The organism is Amycolatopsis deserti (assembly GCF_014653945.1).
Taxonomy (GTDB): Bacteria; Actinomycetota; Actinomycetes; order Mycobacteriales; family Pseudonocardiaceae; genus Amycolatopsis_E; species Amycolatopsis_E deserti.
The window spans coordinates 1,109,913-1,135,956 of record NZ_BNAU01000002.1 but is presented as its reverse complement, the minus strand read 5'-3'; the positions used below and the strand labels follow the sequence as shown (position 1 = coordinate 1,135,956).

Annotated in this window: 30 protein-coding genes; 10 read left to right on the top strand and 20 right to left on the bottom strand. The window is 70.9% G+C overall.

Annotated features, from left to right (window positions below; translation table 11 throughout):
• Positions 1–10: 10 nt before the first annotated feature.
• Positions 11–229, bottom strand: a complete 219-nt coding sequence (locus tag IE290_RS37845) for an MmyB family transcriptional regulator (RefSeq protein WP_229874464.1) — start codon at positions 227–229, stop codon at positions 11–13.
• Between IE290_RS37845 and IE290_RS38545 the strand changes: the two genes are divergently transcribed.
• Together IE290_RS38545 and IE290_RS13785 are read left to right on the top strand one after the other, a co-directional pair.
• Positions 191–922, top strand: coding sequence for an alpha/beta hydrolase (locus IE290_RS38545; RefSeq protein ID WP_373300450.1), 732 nt, complete (start codon positions 191–193; stop codon positions 920–922). The two genes, IE290_RS37845 and IE290_RS38545, sit on opposite strands and share 39 nt — an antisense overlap.
• 49 nt (positions 923–971) lie before the next feature.
• On the top strand, positions 972–1,658 hold the full coding sequence (locus IE290_RS13785) for a nitroreductase (RefSeq protein ID WP_229874462.1): 687 nt from the start codon (positions 972–974) through the stop codon (positions 1,656–1,658).
• Positions 1,659–1,669: 11 nt separating this feature from the next.
• Here IE290_RS13785 and IE290_RS13780 read toward each other — a convergent pair whose 3' ends face one another.
• The 4 genes from IE290_RS13780 to IE290_RS13765 are packed head-to-tail and all read right to left on the bottom strand — an operon-like array spanning position 1,670 to position 7,757.
• A complete protein-coding gene (locus IE290_RS13780; protein ID WP_191244921.1) occupies positions 1,670–2,983 on the bottom strand; it encodes a PucR family transcriptional regulator in 1,314 nt (437 codons plus the stop codon).
• Between the two features lie 34 nt (positions 2,984–3,017).
• Positions 3,018–4,451 carry a phytoene desaturase family protein gene (locus IE290_RS13775; protein WP_191244920.1) on the bottom strand — a complete coding sequence of 478 codons (1,434 nt, stop codon included), beginning with the start codon at positions 4,449–4,451 and terminating at the stop codon, positions 3,018–3,020.
• Positions 4,448–6,274 (bottom strand): DUF3556 domain-containing protein, encoded by a 1,827-nt coding sequence (locus tag IE290_RS13770; RefSeq protein ID WP_191244919.1) that lies wholly within the window; start codon positions 6,272–6,274, stop codon positions 4,448–4,450. The genes IE290_RS13775 and IE290_RS13770 overlap by 4 nt, the downstream gene beginning before the upstream one ends.
• 25 nt (positions 6,275–6,299) lie before the next feature.
• Positions 6,300–7,757 carry a class I adenylate-forming enzyme family protein gene (locus IE290_RS13765; RefSeq protein WP_191244918.1) on the bottom strand — a complete coding sequence of 486 codons (1,458 nt, stop codon included), beginning with the start codon at positions 7,755–7,757 and terminating at the stop codon, positions 6,300–6,302.
• Positions 7,758–8,048: 291 nt separating this feature from the next.
• Here IE290_RS13765 and IE290_RS13760 point away from each other — a divergent pair, with 291 nt between their 5' ends.
• On the top strand, positions 8,049–8,858 hold the full coding sequence (locus IE290_RS13760; protein WP_229874502.1) for an SDR family oxidoreductase: 810 nt from the start codon (positions 8,049–8,051) through the stop codon (positions 8,856–8,858).
• Positions 8,859–9,030: 172 nt separating this feature from the next.
• Here the strand turns inward: IE290_RS13760 and IE290_RS13755 are convergent, their stop codons facing one another.
• From IE290_RS13755 to IE290_RS13745, 3 genes are read right to left on the bottom strand one after another with little or no spacing between them, the layout of a single operon-like run.
• On the bottom strand, positions 9,031–9,732 hold the full coding sequence (locus IE290_RS13755; RefSeq protein WP_191244917.1) for a DsbA family oxidoreductase: 702 nt from the start codon (positions 9,730–9,732) through the stop codon (positions 9,031–9,033).
• A complete protein-coding gene (locus IE290_RS13750; protein WP_373300449.1) occupies positions 9,729–10,205 on the bottom strand; it encodes a TIGR03618 family F420-dependent PPOX class oxidoreductase in 477 nt (158 codons plus the stop codon). Before IE290_RS13750 ends, IE290_RS13755 begins: the two co-directional genes overlap by 4 nt.
• Positions 10,202–10,924 (bottom strand): DsbA family oxidoreductase, encoded by a 723-nt coding sequence (locus IE290_RS13745; RefSeq protein ID WP_191244916.1) that lies wholly within the window; start codon positions 10,922–10,924, stop codon positions 10,202–10,204. The genes IE290_RS13750 and IE290_RS13745 overlap by 4 nt, the downstream gene beginning before the upstream one ends.
• A gap of 134 nt (positions 10,925–11,058) precedes the next feature.
• Here IE290_RS13745 and IE290_RS13740 point away from each other — a divergent pair, with 134 nt between their 5' ends.
• On the top strand, positions 11,059–11,637 hold the full coding sequence (locus IE290_RS13740) for a glycine-rich domain-containing protein (RefSeq protein ID WP_191244915.1): 579 nt from the start codon (positions 11,059–11,061) through the stop codon (positions 11,635–11,637).
• Here IE290_RS13740 and IE290_RS13735 read toward each other — a convergent pair.
• The 4 genes from IE290_RS13735 to IE290_RS13720 form a co-directional block, all read right to left on the bottom strand.
• Positions 11,622–13,040: an amino acid permease gene (locus IE290_RS13735; protein WP_191244914.1), complete on the bottom strand. Its 1,419-nt coding sequence runs from the start codon at positions 13,038–13,040 to the stop codon at positions 11,622–11,624. The two genes, IE290_RS13740 and IE290_RS13735, sit on opposite strands and share 16 nt — an antisense overlap.
• A 97-nt stretch (positions 13,041–13,137) precedes the next feature.
• Positions 13,138–13,611, bottom strand: a complete 474-nt coding sequence (locus tag IE290_RS13730) for a carboxymuconolactone decarboxylase family protein (protein ID WP_191244913.1) — start codon at positions 13,609–13,611, stop codon at positions 13,138–13,140.
• A 65-nt stretch (positions 13,612–13,676) separates the two neighbouring features.
• Complete coding sequence (locus tag IE290_RS13725) at positions 13,677–14,648, bottom strand: alpha/beta fold hydrolase (protein ID WP_191244912.1); 972 nt, start codon at positions 14,646–14,648, stop codon at positions 13,677–13,679.
• 103 nt (positions 14,649–14,751) lie between these two features.
• A complete protein-coding gene (locus IE290_RS13720) occupies positions 14,752–15,717 on the bottom strand; it encodes a quinone oxidoreductase family protein (protein WP_191244911.1) in 966 nt (321 codons plus the stop codon).
• A gap of 44 nt (positions 15,718–15,761) precedes the next feature.
• Here IE290_RS13720 and IE290_RS13715 point away from each other — a divergent pair, with 44 nt between their 5' ends.
• The 3 genes from IE290_RS13715 to IE290_RS13705 are packed head-to-tail and all read left to right on the top strand — an operon-like array spanning position 15,762 to position 16,723.
• A complete protein-coding gene (locus IE290_RS13715) occupies positions 15,762–15,962 on the top strand; it encodes a hypothetical protein (RefSeq protein ID WP_191244910.1) in 201 nt (66 codons plus the stop codon).
• A gap of 10 nt (positions 15,963–15,972) precedes the next feature.
• Entirely contained in the window at positions 15,973–16,356 is a 384-nt protein-coding gene (locus tag IE290_RS13710) for a guanyl-specific ribonuclease (protein WP_191244909.1), read from the top strand.
• A 10-nt stretch (positions 16,357–16,366) separates the two neighbouring features.
• Entirely contained in the window at positions 16,367–16,723 is a 357-nt protein-coding gene (locus IE290_RS13705; protein ID WP_094008780.1) for a barstar family protein, read from the top strand.
• Here the strand turns inward: IE290_RS13705 and IE290_RS13700 are convergent.
• A complete protein-coding gene (locus IE290_RS13700; RefSeq protein WP_191244908.1) occupies positions 16,720–17,493 on the bottom strand; it encodes an enoyl-CoA hydratase-related protein in 774 nt (257 codons plus the stop codon). The two genes, IE290_RS13705 and IE290_RS13700, sit on opposite strands and share 4 nt — an antisense overlap.
• A 120-nt stretch (positions 17,494–17,613) precedes the next feature.
• On the opposite strand from IE290_RS13700, the gene IE290_RS13695 reads away from it, so the two are divergent.
• From IE290_RS13695 to IE290_RS13685, 3 genes are all read left to right on the top strand, one after another.
• Positions 17,614–18,060, top strand: coding sequence for a hypothetical protein (locus tag IE290_RS13695; protein WP_191244907.1), 447 nt, complete (start codon positions 17,614–17,616; stop codon positions 18,058–18,060).
• A complete protein-coding gene (locus IE290_RS13690) occupies positions 18,057–18,578 on the top strand; it encodes a DUF3558 family protein (RefSeq protein WP_191244906.1) in 522 nt (173 codons plus the stop codon). The genes IE290_RS13695 and IE290_RS13690 overlap by 4 nt, the downstream gene beginning before the upstream one ends.
• A gap of 175 nt (positions 18,579–18,753) precedes the next feature.
• Positions 18,754–19,272, top strand: a complete 519-nt coding sequence (locus IE290_RS13685; protein ID WP_191244905.1) for a DUF3558 family protein — start codon at positions 18,754–18,756, stop codon at positions 19,270–19,272.
• Between the two features lie 3 nt (positions 19,273–19,275).
• Here the strand turns inward: IE290_RS13685 and IE290_RS13680 are convergent, their stop codons facing one another.
• The 7 genes from IE290_RS13680 to cysD all read right to left on the bottom strand — a co-directional run bounded on the left by IE290_RS13680 (position 19,276) and on the right by cysD (position 26,038).
• Complete coding sequence (locus IE290_RS13680) at positions 19,276–20,154, bottom strand: TIGR03854 family LLM class F420-dependent oxidoreductase (protein WP_191244904.1); 879 nt, start codon at positions 20,152–20,154, stop codon at positions 19,276–19,278.
• A gap of 181 nt (positions 20,155–20,335) precedes the next feature.
• Positions 20,336–21,055 carry a sirohydrochlorin chelatase gene (locus IE290_RS13675; RefSeq protein ID WP_191244903.1) on the bottom strand — a complete coding sequence of 240 codons (720 nt, stop codon included), beginning with the start codon at positions 21,053–21,055 and terminating at the stop codon, positions 20,336–20,338.
• Entirely contained in the window at positions 21,052–21,939 is an 888-nt protein-coding gene (locus tag IE290_RS13670) for an ABC transporter permease (RefSeq protein ID WP_191244902.1), read from the bottom strand. The genes IE290_RS13675 and IE290_RS13670 overlap by 4 nt, the downstream gene beginning before the upstream one ends.
• Positions 21,926–22,726 (bottom strand): ABC transporter ATP-binding protein, encoded by an 801-nt coding sequence (locus tag IE290_RS13665; RefSeq protein ID WP_094008786.1) that lies wholly within the window; start codon positions 22,724–22,726, stop codon positions 21,926–21,928. The genes IE290_RS13670 and IE290_RS13665 overlap by 14 nt, the downstream gene beginning before the upstream one ends.
• Positions 22,727–22,736: 10 nt before the next feature.
• Positions 22,737–23,741 carry an ABC transporter substrate-binding protein gene (locus IE290_RS13660; RefSeq protein WP_191244901.1) on the bottom strand — a complete coding sequence of 335 codons (1,005 nt, stop codon included), beginning with the start codon at positions 23,739–23,741 and terminating at the stop codon, positions 22,737–22,739.
• Positions 23,742–23,822: 81 nt separating this feature from the next.
• Positions 23,823–25,124: a sulfate adenylyltransferase subunit 1 gene (locus IE290_RS13655; protein WP_191244900.1), complete on the bottom strand. Its 1,302-nt coding sequence runs from the start codon at positions 25,122–25,124 to the stop codon at positions 23,823–23,825.
• On the bottom strand, positions 25,124–26,038 hold the full coding sequence (gene cysD, locus IE290_RS13650; protein ID WP_191244899.1) for a sulfate adenylyltransferase subunit CysD: 915 nt from the start codon (positions 26,036–26,038) through the stop codon (positions 25,124–25,126). The genes IE290_RS13655 and cysD overlap by 1 nt, the downstream gene beginning before the upstream one ends.
• Positions 26,039–26,044 lie beyond the last annotated feature (6 nt).

Below are 26,044 nucleotides of genomic sequence, written 5' to 3'. Positions count from 1 at the left end.
TCATTGTCGGTCAGTCGGCGCGGGCGCGCTCGCCTGGCGGTGACGGCGCGGTCGCGATCCAGCTCGCGAGGAGCTGCAGCGCCTCGGCCGAGGGGGACCCGGGCTCCGCGGTGTAGCCGATCAGCGTCAGGTTGGCCGCGCTGGTGATCTCGAGCGCTTCGAAGCGCAGGGTGAGGTCGCCCACCACCGGGTGGTGGAACTGCTTCGTGCCGCGCCGGTGGGCCCGCACGTCGTGGGCGGCCCACCGCGTCCGGAACTCCGCGCTGCGCCCGCCCCAGCGCGTTGGCGCCGACGAGGTCGAGGTGGCCGTTCTGGACGATCGCCGGGGCGCCGGCCATCGAGTCCATCAGCGCCTGCACGCCGTCGGGGACCCGTTGCCGCGCGGCGCGCGGCTTCACCGTGCGCGCCCCGGCGCGGCGGGTGGCGGCGCACACCAGGTCGAACAGGTGGGCCGTCTCGATGTCGTCGAGCTGCAGCGCCCTGGCGATGGCGTGCAGGACCTCGTCGGACACGCCGGAGATCGGGAACCGCCGGGCGGAACCGAATCCAGGGAGTGTCCAGTGCAGACGATCACCTTCCCCAACGGCCCGATCGGCATGGCGGGCAACCTGTACCTGCCGCCCGCGTGGAGGACGTGCGCGCCGCGGTCGACCACCTGCAGACCGTCGATTACGTCGCCGCCGGGCGCATCGGTGTGCTGGGCGTCTGCGCCGGCGGCGGGTACGCCGTCACCGCGGCGATGACCGACCACGCGGCCGGCTCCCTGTGGCACACCACGGAGCTGCACTCGCGGGTGCGGTCGGCGGAGAAGCTGGTGGTCGTCGAGGGCGGCACCCACATGGACTTCTACGACGTACCGGAGTACGTCAAGCGCGCCGTCGAGGAGGCCACGCCGTTCTTCGAGGAGAACCTGGCCGGGTAGTGGCGGCGGTCACGGGACGAAGTGGCAAGTATAATATATTGTGTTGCTGGTGAGGAGTTCCCTGACCACCACCGGGTTCGACCGGCTGCTCGGGCAGCGCTGGAGTTGCCGTGCCTTCCTGCCGGATCCGGTGCCGGACGCGGTGATGCGCGAGATGTTCGGGACCGCCCAGCGGACCGCGTCGTGGTGCAACACCCAGCCGTGGCAGGTGTACGTCACCTCGGGCGAGGCGACCCGGCGATTCGCGCGCGGTCTGACCGAGCACGCGAAGACCCACGAGCCCGCGCCGGACCTGCCGATGCCCGCCGGATACCACGGGGTGTACCAGGAGCGCCGGCGCGGCGCGGGGTACGCGCTCTACCGGAGCCTCGGGATCCGGCGGGAGGACCGCGACGCGCGGGAGGCGCAGCGCCTGAGGAACTTCGAGTTCTTCGGCGCCCCGCACGTCGCGGTCGTCACCACCGACCGCGAGCAGGGCGTCTACGGCGCGATCGATTGCGGCGGCTACGTGGCGAACCTCCTCAACGCCGCCACCGCGCTCGGCGTCGCCACGATCCCGCAGGCCGCGATCGCGATGCACGCCGACCACGTCCACCGGTGCCTGCGGATCCCGGCCGAACGGCTGGTGGTCTGCGCGGTCTCCTTCGGCTACGCCGACACCGAGCACCCGGTCAACGGGTTCCGCACCGACCGCGCCCAGCTCGACGACGCGGTGGTCTTCCTCGGCGGCGACTGACCGGGCGGTCGTCAGCCGCCGCGCGCCGGGGAGCCGGCGGGAATCAGCAGTGACGGGCCGAGCCAATGGCATGCCGTCAGGGCGAGTTCGACGTCGAGCCGGTCGTCGCCGATGGGGGCGCCCCGTTCTTCTTCGGCCTTCAGCACGCGGTACTTCACCGAGTTCTTGTGCAACGTCAGGCGTTCGGCGGCCGCGGTGTAGCTGGATCCCGCGGTCATGAAGCTGAGCAGGGTCTCGCGGAGGCGAGCGTGGTAGGGGTCGTCGAGGGCGAGCTTGCCGAGGGTGGCGTGCACCAGGGTCCGGGCCTGGTCCAGGTCGGCGCACATCAGCGCGGCCGCCCGCACCCCGGGATCGCCGTAGGAGGTCACGGTGTGCGCCGCGGGGCCGGCGACCAGCGCCACCCGCTGCGCCAGCAGCGCCTGCCGGTGCGTCTCGCGAAAGCCGTTCACGTCCGCTGCCGGCTTGCCGAGCGCCGCCGCCACTCCCGGCGCCGTCCCGCGCAGGATGCCGGCGACGGTGGCCGGATCGACCGCGGGCACCGGGCCGTCGAACGGCAGCCAGCCCCAGCCGCTGGTGCGGTCGCAGGCGGCGAACAGGGGGCGCCCGGTACAGCGCAGCGCCCGGCCCACCGCGCTCACCGTGCGCTCGAGCCCGGACAGGTCGTTGTCGCCGCTCTCGCTCTCGCCCCGGCGCCAGACGACGACTCCGAGGTGGTGCTGGCGCAGCGGGTGCCCGATCGCGGCTTCGGCGGATTCGAGGTCGAAGTCGCGGCCGTCGAGCAGCTCGCGGATCCGCACCGCCCGCAGCGTGCTGCGGTTCTCCAGCCACCGTTCCCGCTCGTCCTCGTAGACGGTGGTGACCTGCTGGGAGATCCAGTCGATGTAGCTGAAGGTCACCTCCACGAAACGCTGGGACACGCGGAACGCGATGCCGGTGTCGGCGATGCGGCGCTCGATCTCGGCGAAGCACAGCTTGAGCAGGTGATCCTGGCCGAGCCGGTAGGCCCGGACCAGGGCGTAGACCGGCACGCCGCGCTGCGCGAGGCGGCGCGCGTACTCCACCGCGGCCGACGGCGGTTCGACGTTGGCGACGGGGATGTCGTGCTGCAGGATGTGCAGGATCGTGTCGACGTTGCTCTCGATGCTGGCCCGGAGCAGGTCGACCAGGCGCTGATCACCGCGCAGGGCGTCGATCCGCTCGGCCAGCTGCACCCGGATGCTGTCGGTGATGTCACCGAGCCGCGGGTTGAGGTCCGTGGCGACGGTGACCACCCACCGCGCGACGTCCCCGTCGGCGGTCCCGTTACCCGACGGCCCGGACCTCACCGCATACCTTCCTCCCAGGTGGTGGGAGACCCCATTATGCGGCAACGCGGCCGTCCCCGCGGCGCAGGTCGCGCAGCGCACGCGCCGCGGCGTGGGCACCGCACATGCCGTGCGCACCCGGACCGGGCGGAGTCGCGGCGGAGCAGACGTACACGCCCGGGACGCCCGTCGCGTAGGGGTCGAGGCCGATCCGGGGACCGAAGACCAGCTGCCGGACGTCCTTGCTGCCGGTGATGATGTCACCGCCCACGTAGTTGGGGTTGTACGCGGCGAACCCGGTCGCCGACCGCACCGCCGTGCCGACGATCCGCTCGCGGAACCCCGGCGCGAACCGCTCGATCTGCGCGACGATGGCCTCGGTCGCGTCACCGGTGTACCCGTGCGGCACGTGCGCGTAGGTCCACACCGGATGGACGTCCCCCGCCGACCGCGCCGGGTCCGCCAGGTACTGCTGCCCCACCAGGACGAACGGGCGCTCGGGCATCCGTCCCGCGTGGATCTCGCGTTCGGTGGCGGCGATCTCGCGGTACTCCCCGCCGAGGTGGACGGTGCCGGCCCGTCGGGCGTCCGGATTGGTCCAGGGCACCCCGCCCGCGACGGCGAAGTCGGCCTTGAACGCGCCCGGCCCGTGCCGGAACCGCCGGTAGGACCGGGCGACACCGGGCGGGAGGCGGTCGCCGAGGATGTCGGCGACCGCACCCGGTGCCAGGTCGAAAACCGTGATGTCGGCGGGCGGCAGATCACTGGCCGCGGACACCCGGACGCCCGTCTCGATCTTGCCGCCGAGGTCGGCCAGCAGCGCGGCCATGGCCGCGGTGATCGACCGCGACCCGCCCGCCGCCACCGGCCAGCCGTACCGGTGCCCCGCGGTGATGATCCCCACCCCGATCGCCGAGGTGAGCGGGAGGTGCAGCGGCCGGAACGCGTGCGCCGCCACCCCGCCGAACAGCGCCCGGGCCCGTTCGGTGCGGAACACCCGCGCGAGCAGGGAGGCGGGGAGCAGGGTCGGCGCGCCGAACCGCGCCATCCGCAGCGGGTGCTCGGGCAGCCGGACCAGCGGCCCCATGATGTCGGAGGACCAGTCGTCGAACGTCTCGGACGGCCGGAACAGCACCCGCCACCGCGGCCCGTCGGCGCCCAGACCCTCGGCCGTGCGCTCCAGCGAGGTGTGCAGGACGCCGGCGTCGCCGTTGTCCAGCGGGTGCACGCAGTCGATCTCCGGCCACCGCCACTCCAGCCCGTACCGCTCGAGGCCGAGCTCCCGCAGGAACGGCGAGCCGGCTGCCATGGGGTGGAACGCCGAGCAGTGGTCGTGCAGCAGACCGGGCAGGATGGCCTCACTCGACCGGGTACCACCGCCGATCTCCGCCGCGGCTTCCAGCACGGTGACGTCCACACCCGCCCGCGCGAGGGCGGTGGCGGCAGCGAGCCCGTTGGGCCCGCTGCCGACCACGACGGCGGTGGTCATGCCGGCGTCCCAGTGCGGTGCTGCGGGGTGCGGCGCTGCGGGGTGGCCTGCGCCGTCTGGTCGCCGTCCGCGGCCCGTGACCACTCCACCTGCAGCGGGATGGGCCCGTTCGGCAGCCAGGGCTGCTCGGCGACGGCGTCGGCGACCTTCCACGTGCCGCGCTCGATCACGCCGACGGCGACGTCGATGACCTTGTAGTGCTGGACCCGGCTGTGGATGGCCTGGGATTCCACCCACACCACGAGGAACTCGCCGGGTTCGAACCCGCACCGCCGTTGCAACGCGGCCAGCATGTCCTCGTTGTGCATGTGACCGTCGCCGAAGTTGAAGCCGAGCAGCGAGTTGCACGCGAATTCGGCCTCCCGGATCGTCCACCGGTCGATGTCGGGCAGGTGCTTGTACAGCAGGGAGAACAGGCCGCGTCCCTGGCTGTGCATCGAGCGCCACGCGATGGTCTGCTGCATCGTGATCTCGGCGATGGCGGGGGCGTAACCCATGCCCTTGAGCTGGTCGATCTGGTTCCGCGTCGGACGGCGCACGGCGTCGAGCTTCTCCTCGGCGCCCGGAGCGAACGCCCACAGCGCCGACGCCCAGTTGCCCGCGTACTGCCGCATCGACGGCAGGAACGAGACGAGGTCGGGCCGCAGGTTGCCCAGAACCGGGAAGAACAGCAGGCCGGCGGCGATCGCGGCGGTCAGCCAGGGCGAGGACATGTCGCCGATCCCGTAGCCGGCCTCGTTGGGGAAGCCCCAGAACAGGAAGATCGCGGCGAAGGCGAACAGGATGTTCCACTCCAGCGGGACCGCCAGCGGGAACGTCGAGGTGATGAACAGGTGGAACAGCACCATCATCGCGACCGCGGCGAGCGTCAGGACCCGGTTGGTCGACAGCAGCAGGATCAGCGGCGTGATGATCTCGACGCAGGTGCCGCCGACGTGGGCCAGCAAACCGGCCACTTTGGACGGACGGATGTCGCGCGGGAAGTCCCGGTAGTGCGCGCGCTTGAACCACTTCGCCGGGATGCACGGGCTGTTGCTCACCATCGGCGGGACGACGTTGGAGAAGTGCTTGCCGAACTTCGACACCCCGGCGCCGATCCACACGACCACGATCAGCAGCTTCAGCGCGACGATCATGTCCACGAAGGGCAGGGCGACGAAGAACACCATCGCGGGCAGGTACTGCTCACCCCGGGCCGCCAGGAAGATCACCTTGTCCCGCAGGCCGAGCAACACCAGCGCGGCGATCGCGACGGCGACCGGCACCGGGTTCACCAGGCCGGACGTGTTGCCGGGCAGAGCGGCCGACAGCGTCGCGCTGGGCCGCCCGGGGGTGAGGATGGCGGCCAGCAGCGCCCCGAGCACCGTGAGGTAGAGCAGCACGTCGAACACGGTGCGGCGATCGCCGGAGGTGAACGGCACTCGGCGCCAGGGGCGGACGCGGATCGTGCCGGGGCGGGTCCAGAACAGCACGCCACCGGTCATCGGCTTGAACTTGCCCGCGAGCGGCCCCCACGAGCCGGCCACGCCGACGGTCTCCAGCAGCACCGTCCACAGGATCAGCTTCTGGTACACGATGGGCTCGTTCCACCAGGTCGCGACGTCCCAGAACGGACCGAGACCGGACGACCAGGTCGCCGCCGCCGCGCCGGCGACCACGTGCAGCACGAGCACCTTCACGGCGTAGATCAGGTGGAACAGCTTGGGGGAGCCGAAGCCGTACTCGACCCAGTGCAGTGACAGCGCCTTGATGCGCTCCCGCAACGGTTGGCCGAGAAAAGTCTCGACATCGACCGGCGGGAAGTCCGGTTTGGTGAGTCCCACGTTTCTCTCTCCTTTGAGCGAATTCTTATCGGGCGACCGGAAGTGCGCTGCGCAGCGCGGGTTTGTCGATCTTTCCGACCGGGTTCCTCGGCAGGGCGTCGACGATCGAGATGCGCGCCGGGAGCTTGACCTTCGTGAGGTCGCGCCGGCAGTGCTCGAGCAGTTCCTCCGCGGTGGCGGTCGCGCCGGGGTAACGGACGACGAAGGCCACCGGCACCTCGCCGTAGACCGGGTGTGGTTCGCCGATGACGGCGGCTTCCAGCACGGCGTCGTGGCGGCACAACGCCGCCTCGATCTCCTTGGGGTAGATGTTCTCGCCACCCCGGATGATCATGTCCTTGATGCGGTCGACCAGGACGAGGTAGCCGTCCTCGTCGAGGTATCCGACGTCTCCGGTGTGCAGCAGGCCGCCGCGCACGGTTTCCGCGGTGGCCTCCGGCCGGTTTAGGTAGCCGCGCATGACGTTGGGTCCCGCGATGACGACCTCGCCGGCCTGTCCGGTGGCGCACTCGCGGCCCGCCTCGTCGACGATCTTCACCTGCTGCCCGGGCAACGGCGGGCCGACCGTGCCCAGCTTGCGGGGACCGTCGAGGGGGTTGCAGGTCGACGCGCACGTGCCCTCGGTGAGCCCGTAGCCCTCGACGATGACGATGCCGAACCGGTCGGCGCACCGTTCGAGCAGCTCGCGTGGCATCGGCGCGGCTCCGCACACGGCGAAGCGCACCGACGTCAGGTCCGCCCGGACGTGGTCCGGGAGTTCGGCCAGCCGCGCGTAGATGGTCGGCACGGCGGAGAAGTAGGTCGGCCGGTGCTCTCGCACGGCCGCCAGGAAGGTGTCCGGCGCGAACCGGGGCAGGATCGTGATCTGGGCGCCGACGAGCATGGGCGCCAGGAAGCTCACGCACAGCGAGTTGACGTGGAACAGGGGCAGCACGAGCAGGCAGTGGTCGTCGGCGCCCAGGTGCAGGTGGCCGGCCAGCATCGACGTCATGGCCCGCAGGTTGGCGTGGTCGAGCATGACGCCCTTCGGACGGCCGGTCGACCCGCTGGTGTAGATCAGCAGCGCGATGTCCGCGGGATCGGAGCGCGCCGGCGACCCGGTGCCGGCCGGGAGGGTGGCCAGATCCCGCACGTCCAGGACCGGCACGTGGTAGCCGGCCGGGTCCCGGTCCGTCACCAGCAGGGCGGCCCTGGAATCGTCGAGCTGGTACCGCGCTTCGGTCACCGTGAACGCGGGGTTCAGCGGAGTGGCGACCGCCCCGATCTTCCAGGCCGCGAGGATGACGAGGAGCAGTTCGACCCGGTTGGGGAGCATGATCGCGACGACGTCCCCGTTCCCGATGCCGCGCTCCGCCAGTTGTTCGGTGATCGCCTCGACCCGGAGGTTCACCTGGCCGTAGGTCAGTTCCGTCTGGGGATCGCGCAGGCACGGCCGGTCCGCCGCGGCCGCAGGCCGGTTCCACGGGAAGTAGCCGATGCTCATCGAAACACCTCACAGTCACGTCTTCGTGTGAGGCAAGACACTAGGAGCGGATCCGAGCCGCACGACATGGCTCGTGCCGACCAAGTTGCCCGCGGCCTTTGTCGATCAGAACCAAAACTGCCCGTCGCGGAGGGCCCGGGCCGCGGCGAGGTGGCCGCGACCGACAACGGCGGGCCGCGGCGTTGTCGGTTCGAACCGTGGAGGCGGACCGGCGGCGGCCGCATGATGGGGGAATCGCCGAGGAGAAGGAGGAATTCCGTGCCGCGTGACTTGTCGGGCCAGACGGTGATCATGTCCGGTGGCAGCCGGGGCATCGGCCTCGCGATCGCGGTCCGGGCCGGGCGGGACGGCGCGAACGTCGCACTGCTGGCGAAAACCGGTCAGCCGCACCCCAAGCTGCCGGGCACGGTCCACACGGCCGCCCGGGAGATCGAGCGGGCGGGCGGCAACGCGCTGCCGATCGTCGGAGACGTCCGGGACGACGACGCCGTGCTCGAGGCGGTGGAACGCACGGCGCTCGCATTCGGCTCGATCGACGTGTGCGTCAACAACGCGAGCGCGATCGACCTGTCGGCGACCACCGATCTGACGATGAAGCGGTACGACCTCATGCAGGACGTCAACGCGCGGGGAACCTTCTTGCTCAGCAAGGCGTGCCTGCCGCACCTGCGCAAGTCGGCGAACCCGCACATCCTGAACCTGTCGCCGCCACTGAACCTGTCGCCGCGGTGGGCGGGCCGCCACCTCGGGTACACCATCGCGAAGTACGGCATGAGCCTGTGCACCCTGGGACTGGCCCACGAGCTGGCGGGCGAGGGCATCGCGGTGAACTCCCTGTGGCCGCGCACGACGATAGCCACCGCGGCGGTCGAGCACGTCGTGGGCGACAACGCGATGCTGGAGCGATCACGTTCCCCGCGGATCATGGCCGACGCCGCCCACGCGATCCTCACCCGCGACGCGCGGAGCTGCACGGGGAACTTCTACCTGGACGACGCCGTCCTCGAACAAGAGGGCATCACCGACTTCTCCCGCTACGCGCTCGGCCCGGGCGAGGATCTGGAGCCCGACCTGTTCCTCGATTGGACGAGGGCCGGATGACTCCCCACTTGGCTCCCGGTCCGCGATCGAGCAGCCACCTGGGGTTGACCGCAGGCGCACGGCCGGAGTCGGTCCATCAGGAGGTTCAGCAGGCGAGCCGCCATCGCTTCGTGCCCGGGCGATTCGACCCGCTCCTGGTCGCGAGCCACTCTCCGAAGCGGGAGTGAAGTGGTCACCCCATGGCCTTCTTCAGCAGCGTTTCCGTCCAGTCCGAGTCGTGCTCGTCCACGACGGGGAAGCCGGACGCCCACGGGCCTTCCCAGTGCACGGTGATGCCCGGGTTGTGCACACCCGTGCCGTCCGGCGTGAACAGGTGCGGGCTGCCGGTCACCTCGTCGGTCCGCGCGATGGCGTAGTCGGTCATCACGTCCGCCCGGTGCCGGCCGGAGTCGAGCGCCTCGGTCAGCGCGCCGACGTCGACCGTGCCGGTCTCGGCGGCGACCTCCAGGATGACGGTGCGATGGCCGATGGTGCGGTTGTCCACCCAGAACGCCCGGCGCAGCGCGCGGTCCAGGTCCTCGGCCGGCCCCAGGCCCTGCGCCTTGGCCGCGGCCACCGCCTCGTTGGCGAGCAGCACGGTGTTCGGGTACAGCCAGTCCGCCGCGGTCCACAGGCGGAACCCGGCCGCCGGTTCGATCGCGCCGAGACCCACGGCCTCGCTGTCGGTACCCGGCCTCGGGTGCGGACCGTTGAACAGTTCCAGCGGGAACGCGTGGTGGTCGATCCGGACCCGGTCCTGCAGCCCCAGCCGCTCCCGGGCCACCCGGAGGCGGTGCAGGGCCACGTGCGCGAACGGGCAGAGCAGGTCCGACCAGACCTGGATGGTCCCCGCGGCGGCCGCGGGACGGTGGACGGTCGACGGTGCGTCGGTCATTCGGCTTCCTCGTGTTCGGTTCCAGGTGGGTTGGTGGTGAAGCGCGCCGGCCGCAGGAGCACCGCGGTGCGGCGGTCCTCGGCCATCGCGCGGTCGTATTCGTCCAGGTCCGGGTGCACCCCGCCGGCGGCGGTGTAGATGTCGCGGAGCAGGAGGCGTGGGTCCGGCAGGCCGGGCAGAACGTCGTCGGGGCCGGCCAGCTCCACCGGGCCGGACACCGACACCCACTCCCAGCCGGACCGGAACACCAGCGTCGCATGTGGACGTTCGCGCAGGTTGGCGAGCTTCGCGGTACGGCCGCGGGAAACGAACGCGACCACGGTCTCACCGGTCACCGGGTGCGGCAGGATTCCCGCGTTCACCACGGAAACACCGGGCCGGCCGTCGGCCCGGGCGGTCACGAGCACGGCGAGCCAGCGCTCCGGACGGGCGAGTTCCGCCACCATCCGGAGGCCGTCAGCAGTGGTGATCACGCCAGGCTCGCCGCCTTCTCCAGCAGTACCCGGTAGATGTCCGGCTCGTCCGAGTCGATCACCGGGAACCCGACGCCGAAGCCACCGTTCACCCAGCGCGCCGAGACGCCGGGATTGGCCGCGTTGGTGCCGTCGGCCAGGAACAGGTGGGGGCTGCACACGACCCGGTCGTCGCGCGCCGACTCGAACTGCTCGATGACGGCGGCGCGCGCCTCGCCCCGGTCGAGCCGTCCGGCCAGGTCCGGCACGTCGACCACACCGGTCTCGGCCGCCACGTCCAGGATCACGTCGCGCAGTGAGATGCACCGGCTCTGCGCCCAGAACGCCTTCCGCAGCGCGCGATCGAGCTGCTCCGAGACGTGCAGGCCCTGCTGCTTCGCGGCCTGCACGGCTTCCAGCGCCGGCAGCATGGTCACCGGGTACCGCCAGTCCTTCTCCTGCCACAGCTGCCAGCCGGCGTCCGGCTCCAGCGCGCCGAGCACGGCGACCTCCGAGTCGACCCCGGGCCGCTCGTTGACCCCGCGGTTGAACAGTTCGAGCGGGAAGGCCCGGTGGTCGAAGCGCACCTGGCCGGTCAGGCCGAGCCGTTCCCGCGTCTCGTGCAGCCGGTGCACCGCGACGTGGGCGAACGAGCAGTTCAGGTCCGAATAGACCACAATCACGTCCGGCGAGGCGGGCAATCGGGGATCGCCGGGCGGGACGTCGACCGAGGGGATCATCGTGTGCTCCTTCCGTCGTGTCGCAGCGTACCGCATTTACGTGCGTGCGCACACAAATATATTGACGGCCGACGGGTTCACCCCATCGGCTGAAAGAAGTGCGCCAGTCCGCCGGAGAGCGCACCCTTTCGAGCATGGCGTTCGGAAAAGCCGTTGCCGTGGCGGCTGTCCTGATCACGGCGGCCGCGCCGGTGGACGGGGCCGAACCCGCCCACGGGGAGCAGGCCTTCACCGTCAGCGGCACGTTCACCGCGCCCGAGGGCGTCACCTCGGTGTTCGTCGCCCTGTGGGGCGCGGGCGGTGGTGGGGAGAAGCTCCCGGAAGCCACGACGGAAACGCCGGGAAGCGCCGGTGGTGGTGGCGGGGGAGCGGCGTGGTGCTCCGTCGCGGTCACCCCGGCCACCGAGTACACCGTGACCGTCGGCGTAGGCGGGCCGGCCGGGGCGGCGGGCAGTGACTCCAGCCTGGGCGTCGCCGGCAGCCCGCCGCTCGTCGTGGCCCGTGGCGGCACGCCCGGGACCGCCGAGGCGCCCGGCCGGGGAGGCACCGCCGACTGCGGCACCTCGCCCGGCCTCGCGGCGCCCGGCAGTGACGCGACCGCGGAGCGGCCCGGCGCGGCGGGGGTGATCCCGAGCGCCCCGCCGGGCGGGATCGGCGCGGGGGGCGCCGCCGGCATGCCCGGCGCGCCCGGGTACGTCTACCTCTGGTGGTGATCCGCCAGCTTCGAATGCCGCCGGCCGTAGGCGAAGTACACCACCAGCCCGATGACGAACCACACCGCGAAGCGCAGCCACGTCTCCGGCTTCAGGAACGTGATCAGCCAGATCGAGAACGCCACGCCGATCGCCGGCACCACCGGCATCCCGGGGCAGCGGAACGTGCGCGGCAGGTCCGGGCGGCGGTACCGCAGCACCACGACCGCCACGCACACCACCACGAACGCCAGCAGGATCCCGATGTTCGTCAGCTCCGCGGCCTCGCCGATCGGCAGCAGCCCGGCGATCACCGCCGCAGCGGCGCCGAGGATCCACGTCATCCGGCTCGGCACCTTCTTCACCGGGTGCGTGCCGGAGAACCACTTGGGCAGCAACCCGTCGCGGCTCATCGCGAACCCGACGCGCGTCGCGCCCAGCAGGAACGTGAACAACACGGTCAGGATGCCGAGGATCGCGCCGACCGCGATCACCCCGCCGAGCCAGCGCAGCCCCACCGACTCGAACGCGCTGGAGAACGCGGCTTCCGAGTCGATGTCGGTGTAGGGCACCATCCCGGTCAGCACCAGGCACGCCAGCACGTACAGCACCATCGAGATCGCGAGCGAGTACAGGATCGCCTTGGGCATGTGCTTCTGCGAGTCACGCGACTCCTCGGCCGCGGTGGACATGGCGTCGTAGCCGAACACCGCGAAGAACACCGTCGCCGCACCGGTGAACGCGCCGCCGACGCCGAACGGGAAGAAGTCGGACCAGTTGCCGGTGTTGACGTGGAACGCGCCGACCACGATCACCAGCACCACGAGCGCGACCTTGAGGTACACCAGCAGCGTCTCGAACCGCGCGGCCGAGCGCATGCCCTGATTCAGCACGAACGCGATCAGCAGGCACAGCAGCACCGCGAACAGGTTCACCTTGTACGAACCCGCCGCCACGCCCTCCGGCTCGGTGCCCGGCGCGCCGGACATCCACAGCGGCAGGTGGATGTCCAGGAAGCCGAGCAGATCGTTGAAATAGCCGGAGATGCCGATCGCGACCACGGCGACGATCGCGGTGTACTCCAGCAGCAGGTCCCAGCCGATTAACCAGCCGACCAGCTCGCCGAGCACCGCGTATCCGTAGGTGTAGGCCGATCCGGCGCGCGGGATCAGCCCGGCGAACTCGGCGTAGGAGAACGCCGCCGCCGCGCTGGCGATCCCGGCCACCAGGAACGAAATGAGCACGGCCGGCCCGGCCGTCTGGTTCGCCACCGCGCCCGCGAGCGAAAAGATGCCCGCGCCGATGATCCCGCCCACGCCGATCGCGGTCAGCTGCCACAGGCCCAGGGTCCGCTGGAGCCCGCCGCCCTCCACGGCCTCGATCTGTTCGACGGGTTTGCGCCGGAACAGCTCGTGTACGGCCACCGATGTCCCCAATCACTCGTCCGGGTAATGACCGGATCACGTTACTAGGGCGGGGCCCGCCCCGGGACCTCCGAAGGTCCCGGGGCTTTGCGCCGGCTCAGTGGAACTGGCCGGGGCGGTAGTCGCCGGCGGGGTTCTGGACGATGACGTTGATGCGGTTCCACGCGTTGATGAGGGCGATGGCGGCGACCAGGGCGGCGAGCTGCTCCTCGTCGTAGTGCTTGGCCGCGTTGGCCCACACCTCGTCGCTGACACCGCCGGCCGCGTCGGCGAGGCGGGTGCCCTCCTCGGTCAGCTCCAGGGCGGCGCGCTCGGCCTCGGTGAACACGGTGGCGTCGCGCCAGGCCGCCACCAGGTTGAGGCGCGTCGGCTCCTCGCCCGCCGCCACGGCGTCCTTGAAGTGCATGTCCGTGCAGTAGCCGCAGCCGTTGATCTGGCTGGCGCGCAGCGTCAGCAGATTCCGCGTGCTCTCGGGCACGGTCGATCCCTCGAGCACCTTGCCGGCGGCGAAGATGTGCTTCAGGAACTTGCCGGCGGTCGGGCTGGCGAAGAGGTTCAGACGAGCGTCCACGATGAACTCCTGTTCCGGTTGGGGTTTCTATCTCCCTGACGGAACGGCGCGAGCGGATGTGACAGCTAGCCCGCGGCGGCCTTCTGCGTGAGCCCGGTGGTGCGGCGGCGCGATTTCTTGTGCACCGCACCGGCCCGGAAGTAGCTCAGCAGCTCGGCGATCGCGACCGGGTCGTCCAGCTGCGGGCAGTGCCCCCACTCCTCGCGCAGCATCAGCCGGCTGTGCGGCACCAGCGCGTGCAGCCGGCGGCCCGCGGCGGCCGTCACCAGCCGGTCCTTGCCGCACGCGACCACCAGCAGCGGGACCTTGATCGATTCCAGCCCGTCATAGGCCTCGGCCAGCTCGGCGACCAGCTGGCGGGCCTGGTCCAGACGAGTGGTCGTCGAGCGGAAGTCCGGGAACAGCCCGGTGAACCGCGACACGTGGGCGATGTCCGCGGCCGACCGGTCGGCGTAGAGCAGCCACGGCACCACGAGACCGGCGATCGTCCGCACCACGAAGCCGGGCACCGGCAACGGCAGCGACGCCGCCAGCCGCAACGGCAGCGGGTACTTCCCGACGGTCCGGACCAGCCAGGAGTCGACGAACCCGGGCGCGGCGATGGACACCACCCCGGCGATCGGCAGCTGCTCGCGGCAGGCCGCGCGCAGGCTCATCGTCCCGCCGAGCGAGTTGCCACCCAGCACGACCTTGCCGCGGTCGGCGTAGAACCGCACGACCTCGGCGACGAACGCGTCCAGCTGGGCGAGCATCGCGCCGGGGCGCAGGGGGTCGGCTTCACCGAAGCCGGGCAGGTCGACCGCCACCGCGGGGACCCCGGCGGCGGCCAGTTCGGTCAGCGCCGGGCGCCAGGTGTCGGCGCTGTCGCAGTAGCCGTGCAGCAGGACGAGTCTTCCGGTGCCCCGCTTGGGTTTGGGACCCACTTCCAGCACCCTGGTGCGCACGCCGGCGAAACTCCGGTGGCCGGCCCGGATGTCCTCCGGGCCGGCGAGCCGTGAGCCCGGCGCCGCCTCGATTTCCCGCTGCACTGCGGTCATGTACCCAGGTTAGCGAGTAAATCTCGGGTTCCGCTCAGTAGACGTGGGTCACAAACCGGTATCGGCGCCATGTCAACAAGGCGTCTTCGCAGGTCAGAGCGATTCAGCGGGTGAAAACGATCTTCCCCGCGGTGGCGCCCTCCTGCATCAGCCGGAAGCCTTCGGCGGCCTCCGCCATCGGCAGCTCCTTGCCGATCTGCGGCTTGATGCCGGTCAGGTCGAGGTAGCGGAGCATGTCCTCCAGCTCGTCGCGGGTGCCCATGGTGGACCCCACGACCCGCAGCTGCAGGAAGAACACCCGCTGCAGGTCGGCGCTGGGGTCCGGGCCGCTGGTCGACCCGGACACCACGACGATCCCGCCCGGCTTCAGCGACTTCAGCGAGTGGCCCCAGGTCGCCTTGCCGACGGTCTCGAACACGCCGTCCACCCGCTCGGGCAGCCGCGCGCCGGTCTCGAACGTCTGGTGCGCGCCGAGCTGCTCGGCCAGCGCGCGCTTCTCCTCGGACCGGCCGGTCACCCACACCCGCAGGCCCGCGGCCCGGCCGAGCTGGATCAGCGCGGTCGACACGCCACCGGACGCGCCCTGCACGAGCATCGTCTGCCCGGGACGCAGACCCGACTTCACGAACAGCATCCGGTACGCGGTCAGCCACGCGGTGCCCATCGTGGCGGCCTCGGCGAAGGACAACCCTGCCGGCTTCGGCACCGCGTTGCGGGCCGGGACGATCACGTAGTCGGCGAAGGTGCCCTGGTGCTTCTCGGTGAGCAGCGTGCGCTTCGGGTCGAGGGTGTCGTCACCCTGCCAGCCCGGCGCGTTGACCACGGAGTGCAGGACGACCTCCGTGCCGTCCTCCAGCACGCCGGCCCCGTCGCAGCCGAGGATCATCGGGAACTGGTCCGGCTTGATCCCGACCCCGCGCAGGGTCCAGATGTCGTGCATGTTGAGGCTGGCGGCCTTGACGGCGACCTTCACCCAGCCGGACGGCACCTCCGGGTCCGGCCGCTCGCCGACGGTCAGCGCGTCGAGCGGGTTTTCCGGGTTCGGTTCACGAGCGTAGACGGCGAACATGCCTGCAACGTACCTCGCCGGGGCCGCTGGCGTACCCTGGTCAGGTGTTCGACGGCCTGGCCACCTGGTGGGACAACGCGGAACTGTGGCTCGCGCAGCTGTGGTTCCCGCTGCAGTTCCTGCTGGTCATCGCGGTTCTGGCGCCGCTGTGCGTCGGTGTGGCGTGGCTGATCGACCGGATCGTCGACCGGGTGGCCGCGTGGTTGCGGCCGGGCCGCGACGAGGACGTTTCGAGCCGGTCCTAAGGTGTCGCTGGTGTCAAGCAGGAGGCGGATCACCGTCGCGCTCGTCGGGCTCATCGTGCTCGTGTTCGGTGGGTGGATCGTGCGCGAGACCACCACGTCGACCGAGCCCGCGACCGGGCTCACCGCGCTGTCCAGCCTGCCCCCGGAAGCCGGCCAGACCTGGCGCCTCATCCAGGCGGGCGGGCCGTTCCCGTACCGCAGTGACGGAACCGTGTTCGAGAACCGGGAAAAGCGGCTCCCCGCCAGGGAGAGCGGTTACTACCATGAGTACACGGTGCCCACGCCCGGGAGCCCGGACCGCGGGGCCCGGCGGTTGATCACCGGGGCTCAGACCGAGCTGTACTACACCGGTGATCACTACGCTTCCTTCGTCCAGGTCGACCCGTCGAAGTAGCGAGAACCCCATGTCCTCTTCCCAGACGATCGTCGAGCAGGCCCGTGCCCGCGGCGCCTACTCGCACCTCATCGGCAGCCGGCCGGCGGACAAGATGTCCGCCCTCGACGCGATCGCGTCCGCGTTGTCCTTTCCGGACTGGTTCGGCCGCAACCTGGACGCGCTGTACGACTGCCTGACCGATTTGTCGTGGTTGCCCTACGGGGAGCACGTCCTGGTGTGGGCGGGGTCGGACCTGCTCAAGGAGGCCGATCCCAAGGCGTACCTGGCGATCCGCAGCGTGCTGTCGGACGCCGAGCGCGCGCTGGCGCCGGGCGGCGACCGGGCCGACAGCCGCCGGCTCACGGTCGCCCTCACCGACGACTAGTCCTGCGGGACCCAGTTCGGCTTGCGCTTCTCGGCGAAGGCGCGGATGCCTTCCTGGCCCTCCTCGCTCGCGAAGAACCGGGCGGAGAGCTTGAGCATGTCCGGGAAGCCGTCGGCCGGGGTGGCCGGGCGCGGGCTGGCGAGCAGCTCCTTGGTGGCGGCGAGCGCGGCCGGGCCGCCGAGGGCCAGGGAGCGGACGTAGCGGTCGGTCGTCTCGTCGAGGTCGGCCGGGTCGACGGCCTTGTTGATCAGGCCGATCTCGGCGGCGCGCGCGGCGTCGAACACGTCACCGGTGAGGAAGAGTTCCTGCGCGGCGCGCGGGTTGACCCGGGGCAGGACGGTGAGCGAGATGACGGCCGGCACGACGCCGATGCGGACCTCGGAGAACGCGAAGGTGACGTCCGTGGTGGCGACGACGATGTCCGCGGCGGCGACCATGCCGACCCCACCGGCGCGCGCGACGCCGGACAGCTTGGCGACGACCGGTTTCGGGCTCGTCCAGATCTGCTCGAGGATCCGCGGGAACTCGTTGACGCCCTGATCACCGGCCCCGGCGCCGCGCGCCTCCTTGAGGTCCATGCCGGCGCAGAACACTTTGCCCGTGTGGGTGAGAACGATCACGCGGACGGCGTCGTCGTCCTTGGCCTTGGCCAGCGAGCCGGACAGTTCGCGGCGCAGCTGGGCGGACAGGGCGTTCCGGTTGTGCGGCGAGTCGAGGGTGATGGTCGCGACACCACTCCGCACTGAGTAATGCACCAGTTCATCAGTCACGGGCTCACCATAGTTGGGGTGATGCCGCCGGGGAGCCCGGTTGTGAGCGGGTGCGCACCGGGACGGTGACAGTCGGTCAGGGGCGCGCTACCGTGCTCCGGGAACGGGGAGGGATCGGTTTTGGCGGAGAACGGGGCGCCGGCGGGGGCCGCGCAGATCGCCGGCGTGTTCGGCGGCGAGGAAAACCTGAACAACATGCACGCCGACGCAAAGCGCATGCTCGCCGACGCGAAGGCAGGCCGCTGGGCGGTGGACGAGGAGACAGGCACCCACCTGCGGCGCGCGGTTGAGCAGATGGAAGACCGGATGAACACGCTCAGCCAGCGGATCTACCGGCTGCAGATCGCGCCGAAGTTCGGCAACGACGACTACGCCAAGCGAGCGGCGGCACACTTTCTCGCGGCGATGGACTCCGACGAGCAATCTCTCGTCCGGGTCTTCCAGGCTGCGAAAGAAATGCTCGGCGACCTTCGTCAGGCCATCGAGATCGCGATCAGCAAATACGACGCTTCGGACGAGACGGCCAGGCAAGCGCTCAACACCTTCAAGGACCAGGACTCGCGGTGAGTATCAGGACTCGTATCGCCCATGCTGTGACAGGTGTTGCCTGTCTGATTCTTGTCGCCACCGGATGTACCACCACAGTCCCCGGTACAGCATCGCCGGCGTCCGTCACGAACACCACTTCAGGCGCGGATGTGTTTGCCGGGCTCGACGCTTGCCGAGTGCTGGATCAGCTCAACTCCGGACAGGGCTTCGAGCCGGGCGAGAACAAGAGCAGGCGCAACGAGTGCACCGCCTCGAAACCCGGTTCCGCAGCGAACAGCCTCGTGTTGGATCCGGTTCAGGGCCTGAGCGAGTTCGCGCAGTCCAACAAGACGGTCGTGGAAACCTCGATCAACGGACGTGCCGCGATGCAGGCCGACATTCCGACTGGCGGATGCGCAATCGCGATCGAGGTGGCGGAACACGCGCGCGCTGTCGTGCTCTTCACCCTGTCGAGTGGTACGAGAGACCCGCAAGCCTGTGTCGACGCTCGGGCTTTCGCCGAGCGGCTTGAGCCACTCTTGCCCAAGGTGCCGTGAGTATCAGTTCTGGCGGGTTATCAGCTCATCCGCGAAGCGGCGCCTGATCGCACTGGAGCTTGATAATGACGTATAAGCTCGGCAGGTTGCGGCGCATTCCTGAACGCGATGGACTCAGACGATCGCTGTGAGGCTATCGAGAAATGCGATCAGCAAGCAAGGAACAGGATGTCCGGTGACCATCAACGTTCGCATCGTTCAGGCTGTCACGGGCGCGTGTCTGGCATTGGCCACGGCTGCTTGCACCAGCACGGTCACCGGCACGCCGTCGCCCGCTGCAGGCGCGAGCCCGACCGTGCACGCCGACGTGTTCGCCGGTCTCAACGCGTGCCGAGTCCTGGAGCAACTCACCGCGGGGCAGGGCTTCGGTCCGGGAGAGAACATCAGCCGACGCAACGAGTGTGACGTTTCCAAGTCCAGGTTTGGGACGTACGGTCTCGCCCTGGATCCGGTGCAGGGGCTTCGCGAGTACCGCGAGGCGAACGATGCTGTGACGGAGACCTCGGTCAACGGGCGGGATGCCCTGCAGGCCGCCATCCCCACAGGTGGATGCTCCCTCGCGGTGGAGGTGGGTGAGCATGCTCGTGCCATGGTGCAGGTCGCGCTGATCAGCAGCCCCCGTGATCCGCAGGCCTGCGTCGACGCTCAAGCTCTCGCTGAGAAGCTCGAACCTCTGCTGCCCAAGGTGCCGTGAGCGTCAGTTCTGCCGGGGCATCAGCTCCTCGGCGAAGCGGTCCACGAAGGCCTCATACGGCGAACTCCCGCGGTGGTAGATGACGAACTTCGTCAGGCCGGCTTCCAGGTGCGCGTCCAGCAGGCGGTGCAGCTCCGCCCAGCTCGAGGCGATCACGTCGGCCGGGTTGGTGTCCGGGCGGCGTTGGCGCACCGCGGCGGCCAGATCGGGCGTGATGCCGTTCTCGGCGAGGAGCAGGCTCATTCCGTAGTGGTCCGGCTCGATCGAACGGCCCGCCGACGCCGCGGCGGATTCGATCGCCTCCCGGGCGCGGCGGGCGTCCGCCGGGGACAGGAAACTGCCCAGCCACCCGTCGGCGTACTGGCCGATCCTGCGGTACGCCGCGGGCGCGCTGCCGCCGAGCCAGATGTCCACCGGTCGCTCCAGCCGCGGGCCCAGCGCGACCTCCGACAGCTTCCAGAACTCGCCGGCGAACTCGCCTTCACCGGACAACGCCGCGCGCAACAGCCTCAGCGACTCGTCGAACACCGCGGCCCTCGCACCGGCCGGGACTTCGAACAGGTCCCACTCGCTGCGGCGCGCCGGGCGCAGGCCGAACACCGGCAGCACCCGCTTGGGCGCCAGCGCGGCCAGCGACGCGATCTGCTTCGCCACCAGCACCGGGTGCCGGCCGGGCAGCACCGCCACCGACGTGCCCGCCTTGAGCCGCGACGTGCGGGCCAGCGCGTGCGCCATCCCGACGAACGGGTCCACCGCGTCGGAGTACACCTGCTCGGAGAACCACACCGAGTCGACCCCGGCGGCCTCCAGACGGTCCACGACTTCCGGGAGCCGCGCGGGCGGCATCTCCGCCCCGAGCCCCACCCCGATCCGGATCTTCACACCACCACGTTACGGGTCGCGTCGCTCGGGTGGCAGCGGTCCAGGTGGTGGAATGCCGCGCCGGTTCTGCCTGGGGGCGGCCAACGTGGTGGATGCTGCTGTGGCAGAGGGTGCGCGACGGCGGGGTGAGGTCGGGAATCGGGTGGTGGCGTGGGGCAGGGGAACCGGGCGCGGCCGTCAGTCAGGCGGAGCGCGCCATGCCGGCCAGTGCGGTGGCGTACCGCTCCAGCACCAGCGACGCCACCCGCGGATCACCGGCCAGGCAGTCGGCCAGCACCACCGACGGCTCGGCCTCCCGCGCCAGCGCGGCGATCCGGTCGGGCAGCAACCCGGGCGCGAGGAACCACGACGCCACCGCGATCCGCGTCGCTCCGCGGGCCCGCAGTTTCGCCACCGCCGCGGGAACATCCGGCTTCGCGGCGCTCGCGAATGCCGCCACCGCCCGGAACCCGTGCCGGGACTGCCAGCGGCGGGCCAGCGCCGAGACCGCCTCGTTCGCCGCGGGGCGGGAGGAACCGACCGCCGCCAGCACGACCCCCAAACCGGGGTCCGTCACGTCGGCCACCGCAGCCAGCCGGTCGAACGCCACCGCCTCCAGGTCCGCCCCCAGCACGTCCGCGATCGTGACCCGCAGCCCCGGCACCTGCGCCACCAGCGCCGGCAGGTCGACCCGCGCGTGGAAAGCACTGCCCAGCAACAACGGCACCACGACCGCCGACCGGTGACCCGAACGCACCAGGTCCCGCAGCACGTCCGTCACCAGCGGCTCGGACAGGTCCAGGAACGACACCCGCACGTCCACCGAGGGCGCCGCGGCCGCGACGCGGTCAACCAGCGCCCGCACGGTCGCCGCCGACCGCGGGTCCCGGCTGCCGTGCGCGACGGCGACCAGCGGGATCACAGCGACCCCAGCCCTCGCGCCCGCAGCACGGTCCGCTCCAGCGGCCGGAACACCAGCAGCTCGATCCCGACGCCGACCAGCAGGATCAGGAAGATCGCCGCGATCACGGTCGACATGTCGTTGAGGAACCGGCCATCGTCGAGGTAGGCGCCGAGTCCCTTGCCCAACAGCGGCGACGTCGCGATGATCTCCGCCGCCATCAGCGACCGCCACGAGAACGCCCAGCCCTGCTTCAACCCGGCCAGGTACCCCGGCAGCGCCGCGGGCAGCAGGATGTGCCGCGCCGTCGCGAGCCGCCCCGCGCCCAGCACCTTGCCCACGCGCGGCAGGATCGGCGGGATCTGGTCGATGCCCGCCACCAGGCCGTTCGCGATCGACGGCACGCTGCCCAGCAGCAGCACCACGTACATCGCGGCCGGCTCGACACCGAACCACAGCACCGCCGCCGGCACCCAAGCCACCGACGGCAGGCTCTGCAGACCGGACAGGAACGGCCCGATCCCGGCCCGCACGATCTTGACCTTCGCGACCAGCAACCCGAGCGGCGTGGCGATCACGATCGCGACCAGGAACCCGAGCACCGCGCGGTGCACCGACGTCCACACGAACCCGAACGCGTCCCCGCTGGTGAACCGGCTCCACAGCTCGTCCCACACGGCCACCGGCGCCGGCAGCTGGTACTCCGGCCAGAACGCGGCCGCCCACAGCGCCTGCCAGATCGCGATCACCAGGACCAGGAACGCCACCGGCGGCAGCGCCGACCGGACGAACCGCCGCCAGCCGCCCTTCTTCGCGGCCGGCTGGACCGGCGTGTCGAGGGCGTCCAGACCCGCTTCGACCGCCGCGGCGTCCGGTTCGGCGGTCGAGCCCTCAAGCGGCGGCATGGCTGCTGATCACCTCACGCAGGCGTCGGTTGATCACGTCGACCGCGTTGACCTCGTCCTGCCCGGCCAGCCCGTCGACGCGCCACTGCTGCACGACCTTGCCCGGCCGCGACGACAGCAGGACCACCCGCTGCCCGAGCCGCACCGCCTCGCGCACGTCGTGGGTCACGAACACCACCGCGCTGCCGGTCGCCTCCCAGATGCGCAGCAGCTCGGCCTGCAGCACGTCGCGGGTGATGGCGTCCAGCGCGGAGAACGGCTCGTCCATCAGCAGCAGCGACGGCCGCTCCTCGCCGTCCTCGGTGTAGGTGGCCGAGGCCAGCGCGCGGGCCAGTGCCACGCGCTGGCGCATGCCACCGGACAACTCGTGCGGCCGCTTGGCGCCGGCCCCGGACAGCCGCACCAGCTCCAGCAGCTCGCCGGTGCGGGTGCGGCGTTCGGCGCGGCCCATGCCGGCCAGCTTCAGCGGCAGCTCGACGTTCGCCGCGGCGGTCAGCCACGGCATGAGCGCCGCTTCCTGGAACATGACCGCCGGCCGGGACGTCGTCAGCTCGATCTCACCCGCGGTCGGCCGATCCAGGTTCGCGATCAGGTTCAGCAGGGTGGTCTTGCCGCAGCCCGAGGCGCCGAGCAGGCAGACGAACTCGCCCGGCGCGACGTCGAGGTCGACCCCGGCGAGCGCGGTCACGGCGTCGCGGCCCTGCCCGAAGCTCTTGTGCACCCCGGACAGCCGCACGGCGTGCCCGGTCGCGGGCTCCACCGGCGGACGTCCCAGCGTGGCGGTCATGAACAACCTCCTACTTCTTGTCCAGGCCGGACGCGCTGACGGCCGGCTTCCCGGCCTGGGCGAGCACGGTGTTGAGCAGGGTCAGATCGGCGAACCCGGCGACGTCGGGGGCCTTGTCCTTGACGCCGGCGGTCACCTGGTCCTGGGCCAGCTGCGGGAACTGCCCGGCCAGCGGGTCGGTGGTCAGCTGGATGCCCTGCCACGCGCGGTCCAGCACCGGGCCGGCCAGCGCCTTGCCGGTGAGCTGCTGCAGCTGGTTGTTCACCGCGGTCTTCGCCTTGGCCGGATCGGACGCGGCGAGCGCGTTCGCGTCGAGCAGGCCCTGCAGGATCGCGGTCACGGTCGCCGGGTGCTCCTGCAGGAACTGGGTGCGCACGATCAGCACGGTGGTCGGGAACTGCCCGCCCGGCCACAGGTCCTTCTCGTCGACCAGGACCTTCGCGCCCGCCTCGAGCACCAGGCGCGACGCCCACGGCTCGGGCAGCCACGCGCCCTGGATCGCGCCGGACTTGAACTGGTCCAGCGTCAGGGCGTTGTCGATGTTCTGGACCTTGACGTCGCTGAGCTTCTGGTCGGAGATCCACTTCTTCAGCGCGACGTCCTGCGTGTTGCCCAGCTGCGGCGAGGCCACGGTCTTGCCCTGCAGGTCCTGCGGCGTGCCGATCTCCGGCTTGACGACCAGTTGCGCGCCGCCCGAGGTGGCGCCCGCGATCAGCCGCACGGCCTCACCGCCGGACTGCGCGTAGGCGTTGATCGCCGGGCCGGAGCCGATGAAGCCGATGTCCAGCGAACCGCCCAGCAGGGCGTTGACCTCTTCCGGGCCCGCGTTGAACTTCGTCGGCACCAGCTTGGTGTTCCCGAGGTGCTGGGCGAACAGGTTCTGGTCGAGCCCGATCAGGGCCGACGCGTGCGTGACGTTCGGGAAGTACCCCAGGCGCACCTCAGTGGCCGGGCCCTGGTCGGCCGCCGGCGTGGTCGCTTCCGAACGGTCCGCCCGTGAACACCCGCTCACCACTGCCAATGCGGACAACGCCACTGCTGCCAGAGCCAGAACACGAGTTTTCACGGGCGGACCTTTCGGTTGGGGGATGGGGAGTTACGGGCCGGGGGAGACCACGTCCCGGTCGCTGCGCAGCACGGGAAGCGGCGCACCGACCATCCCGGCCGCCAGCGTGGTGCCGTCGGCCGGGTCGATCACCAGGAAGGCGCCGGTACGCCGGCTGACCTCGTATTCGTCGACCGGGAGCGGTTCCGCGACGCGGACCTTCGCGCGGCCGATCTCGTTGAGCTGCAGCGTCTCCGGGTAGTCCACTGTGGACAGCTTCTGCTCGTCGAAGCGGGAGACCAGCTCGTCCACGAACGCCTGCACCGTGCGCGCGCCGTGCTTGACCAGCACGCGGGCGCCCGGGCGCAGCGGCTTCTCCGACAGCCAGGCCAGCGTCGCGTCCAGCTCGTCGGTGGGCACCGGGGCGGTCGCGGCGGCCGCGATCACGTCGCCGCGCGCGATGTCCAGGTCGTCGGCCAGCACCAGCGTCACCGAGCGGCCGGCGGCGGCCTCGGCCAGCTCGCCGTCCGGGGTGTCGATCCGCTCGACCTTGGTGCGCAGGCCCGCGGGCAGGACCACGACCTCGTCACCGGGACGCACCGTTCCCGCCGCGACCTGGCCCGCGTAGCCGCGGTAGTCCGGGTACTCGGGCGTGCGCGGCCGGATGACGTACTGCACCGGGAAGCGGAACGGGGCGTCGTGCGGATCCGGCGCGACCGGCACGGTCTCCAGGTGCTCCAGCAGCGTCGGGCCGGAGTACCACGGGGTGTGCGCCGAACGCTCGACCACGTTGTCACCCACCAGGGCGGACACCGGGATCGACAGCACCGATCCGTCGGCGTAGCCCAGTGACGTGGCGTGGTCGGTGAACTCCTTCGCGATGACCCGGAAGGTCTCCTCGTCGTAGTCCACCAGGTCGATCTTGTTGACCGCGAGCACCAGGCGCGGCACGCCGAGCAGCGCGAGCACCGCGGCGTGGCGGCGGGTCTGCTCGATCACGCCCTTGCGCGCGTCCACCAGCAGCACGGCCAGCTGCGCCGTGGAGGCGCCGGTGACCGTGTTGCGGGTGTACTGCACGTGCCCCGGGGTGTCGGCGAGCACGAACGACCGCTTCGGCGTCGCGAAGTAGCGGTAGGCGACGTCGATCGTGATGCCCTGCTCACGCTCCGAGCGCAGGCCGTCCACCAGCAGCGACAGGTCCGGAGTGGACAGACCGCGGTCGACGCTGGCGCGGGTGACCGCGTCCAGCTGGTCGGCCAGCACCGACTTGGTGTCGTAGAGCAGACGGCCGACGAGCGTCGACTTGCCGTCGTCGACGCTCCCGGCTGTGGCGAGCCGCAGCAACGAGCTCATCAGAAGTACCCCTCCCGCTTGCGGTCCTCCATGGCGGCCTCCGACAGGCGGTCGTCGGCCCGGGTGGCGCCGCGCTCGGTGAGCCGGCTCGCCATCACCTCGGCGATCACTTCTTCCACGGTGGACGCCGTGCTTTCCACCGCGCCCGTGCACGAGCCGTCGCCGACCGTGCGGTAGCGCACCGTCAGCTCCTTGACCTCTTCGCCGTCACGCGGACCGCCCCACGGTCCCTCGGTCAGCCACATGCCGTCGCGCTTGTACACCTTGCGCTGGTGGGCGTAGTAGATCGAGGGCAGCTCCACCTTCTCGCGCGCGATGTAGTTCCACACATCGGCTTCGGTCCAGTTGGAGAGCGGGAACACCCGCACATGTTCCCCCGGACGGTGCCGTCCGTTGTAGAGGTTCCACAATTCGGGACGCTGACGGCGCGGGTCCCACTGGCCGAACGCGTTGCGCAGGCTGAAGATCCGCTCCTTGGCCCGCGCGCGCTCCTCGTCGCGGCGCCCGCCGCCGAACACCGCGTCGAACTTGTGCTCGGCGATGGTGTCCAGCAGCGGCTGCGTCTGCAGCGGGTTGCGGGTGCCGTCGGGACGTTCGGTCAGGCGGCCGTCGTCGATCCAGTCCTGCACGTTCGCGACGATCAGCCGCAGGCCGTACTTCTCCACGACGTGGTCGCGGAACGCGATGACCTCGTCGAAGTTGTGGCCGGTGTCCACGTGCAACAGCGGGAACGGCACCGGCGCCGGCCAGAACGCCTTGATCGCCAGGTGCAGCAGCAGGGTCGAGTCCTTGCCGCCGGAGAACAGGATCACCGGCCGGTCGAACTCGCCCGCCACCTCCCGGAAGATGTGGATGGCCTCGGATTCCAGTGCCGCCAGGTTGTCGGTCGCGGCGTCGGTCGCGGCTGTCGTCATTTCCTC

Excerpts from the sequence above, each read along its gene's own strand:
- IE290_RS13775 (WP_191244920.1), bottom strand. The coding sequence starts at position 4,451 with ATGACCACCGCCGTCGTGGTCGGCAGCGGGCCCAACGGGCTCGCTGCC.
- IE290_RS13765 (WP_191244918.1), bottom strand. The coding sequence starts at position 7,757 with ATGAGCATCGGCTACTTCCCGTGGAACCGGCCTGCGGCCGCGGCGGAC.
- IE290_RS13760 (WP_229874502.1), top strand. The coding sequence starts at position 8,049 with ATGTCCGGTGGCAGCCGGGGCATCGGCCTCGCGATCGCGGTCCGGGCC.
- IE290_RS13755 (WP_191244917.1), bottom strand. The coding sequence starts at position 9,732 with ATGACCGACGCACCGTCGACCGTCCACCGTCCCGCGGCCGCCGCGGGG.
- IE290_RS13745 (WP_191244916.1), bottom strand. The coding sequence starts at position 10,924 with ATGATCCCCTCGGTCGACGTCCCGCCCGGCGATCCCCGATTGCCCGCC.
- IE290_RS13740 (WP_191244915.1), top strand. The coding sequence starts at position 11,059 with ATGGCGTTCGGAAAAGCCGTTGCCGTGGCGGCTGTCCTGATCACGGCG.
- IE290_RS13725 (WP_191244912.1), bottom strand. The coding sequence starts at position 14,648 with ATGACCGCAGTGCAGCGGGAAATCGAGGCGGCGCCGGGCTCACGGCTC.
- IE290_RS13720 (WP_191244911.1), bottom strand. The coding sequence starts at position 15,717 with ATGTTCGCCGTCTACGCTCGTGAACCGAACCCGGAAAACCCGCTCGAC.
- IE290_RS13705 (WP_094008780.1), top strand. The coding sequence starts at position 16,367 with ATGTCCTCTTCCCAGACGATCGTCGAGCAGGCCCGTGCCCGCGGCGCC.
- IE290_RS13670 (WP_191244902.1), bottom strand. The coding sequence starts at position 21,939 with ATGCCGCCGCTTGAGGGCTCGACCGCCGAACCGGACGCCGCGGCGGTC.
- IE290_RS13665 (WP_094008786.1), bottom strand. The coding sequence starts at position 22,726 with ATGACCGCCACGCTGGGACGTCCGCCGGTGGAGCCCGCGACCGGGCAC.
- IE290_RS13655 (WP_191244900.1), bottom strand. The coding sequence starts at position 25,124 with ATGAGCTCGTTGCTGCGGCTCGCCACAGCCGGGAGCGTCGACGACGGC.
- cysD (WP_191244899.1), bottom strand. The coding sequence starts at position 26,038 with ATGACGACAGCCGCGACCGACGCCGCGACCGACAACCTGGCGGCACTG.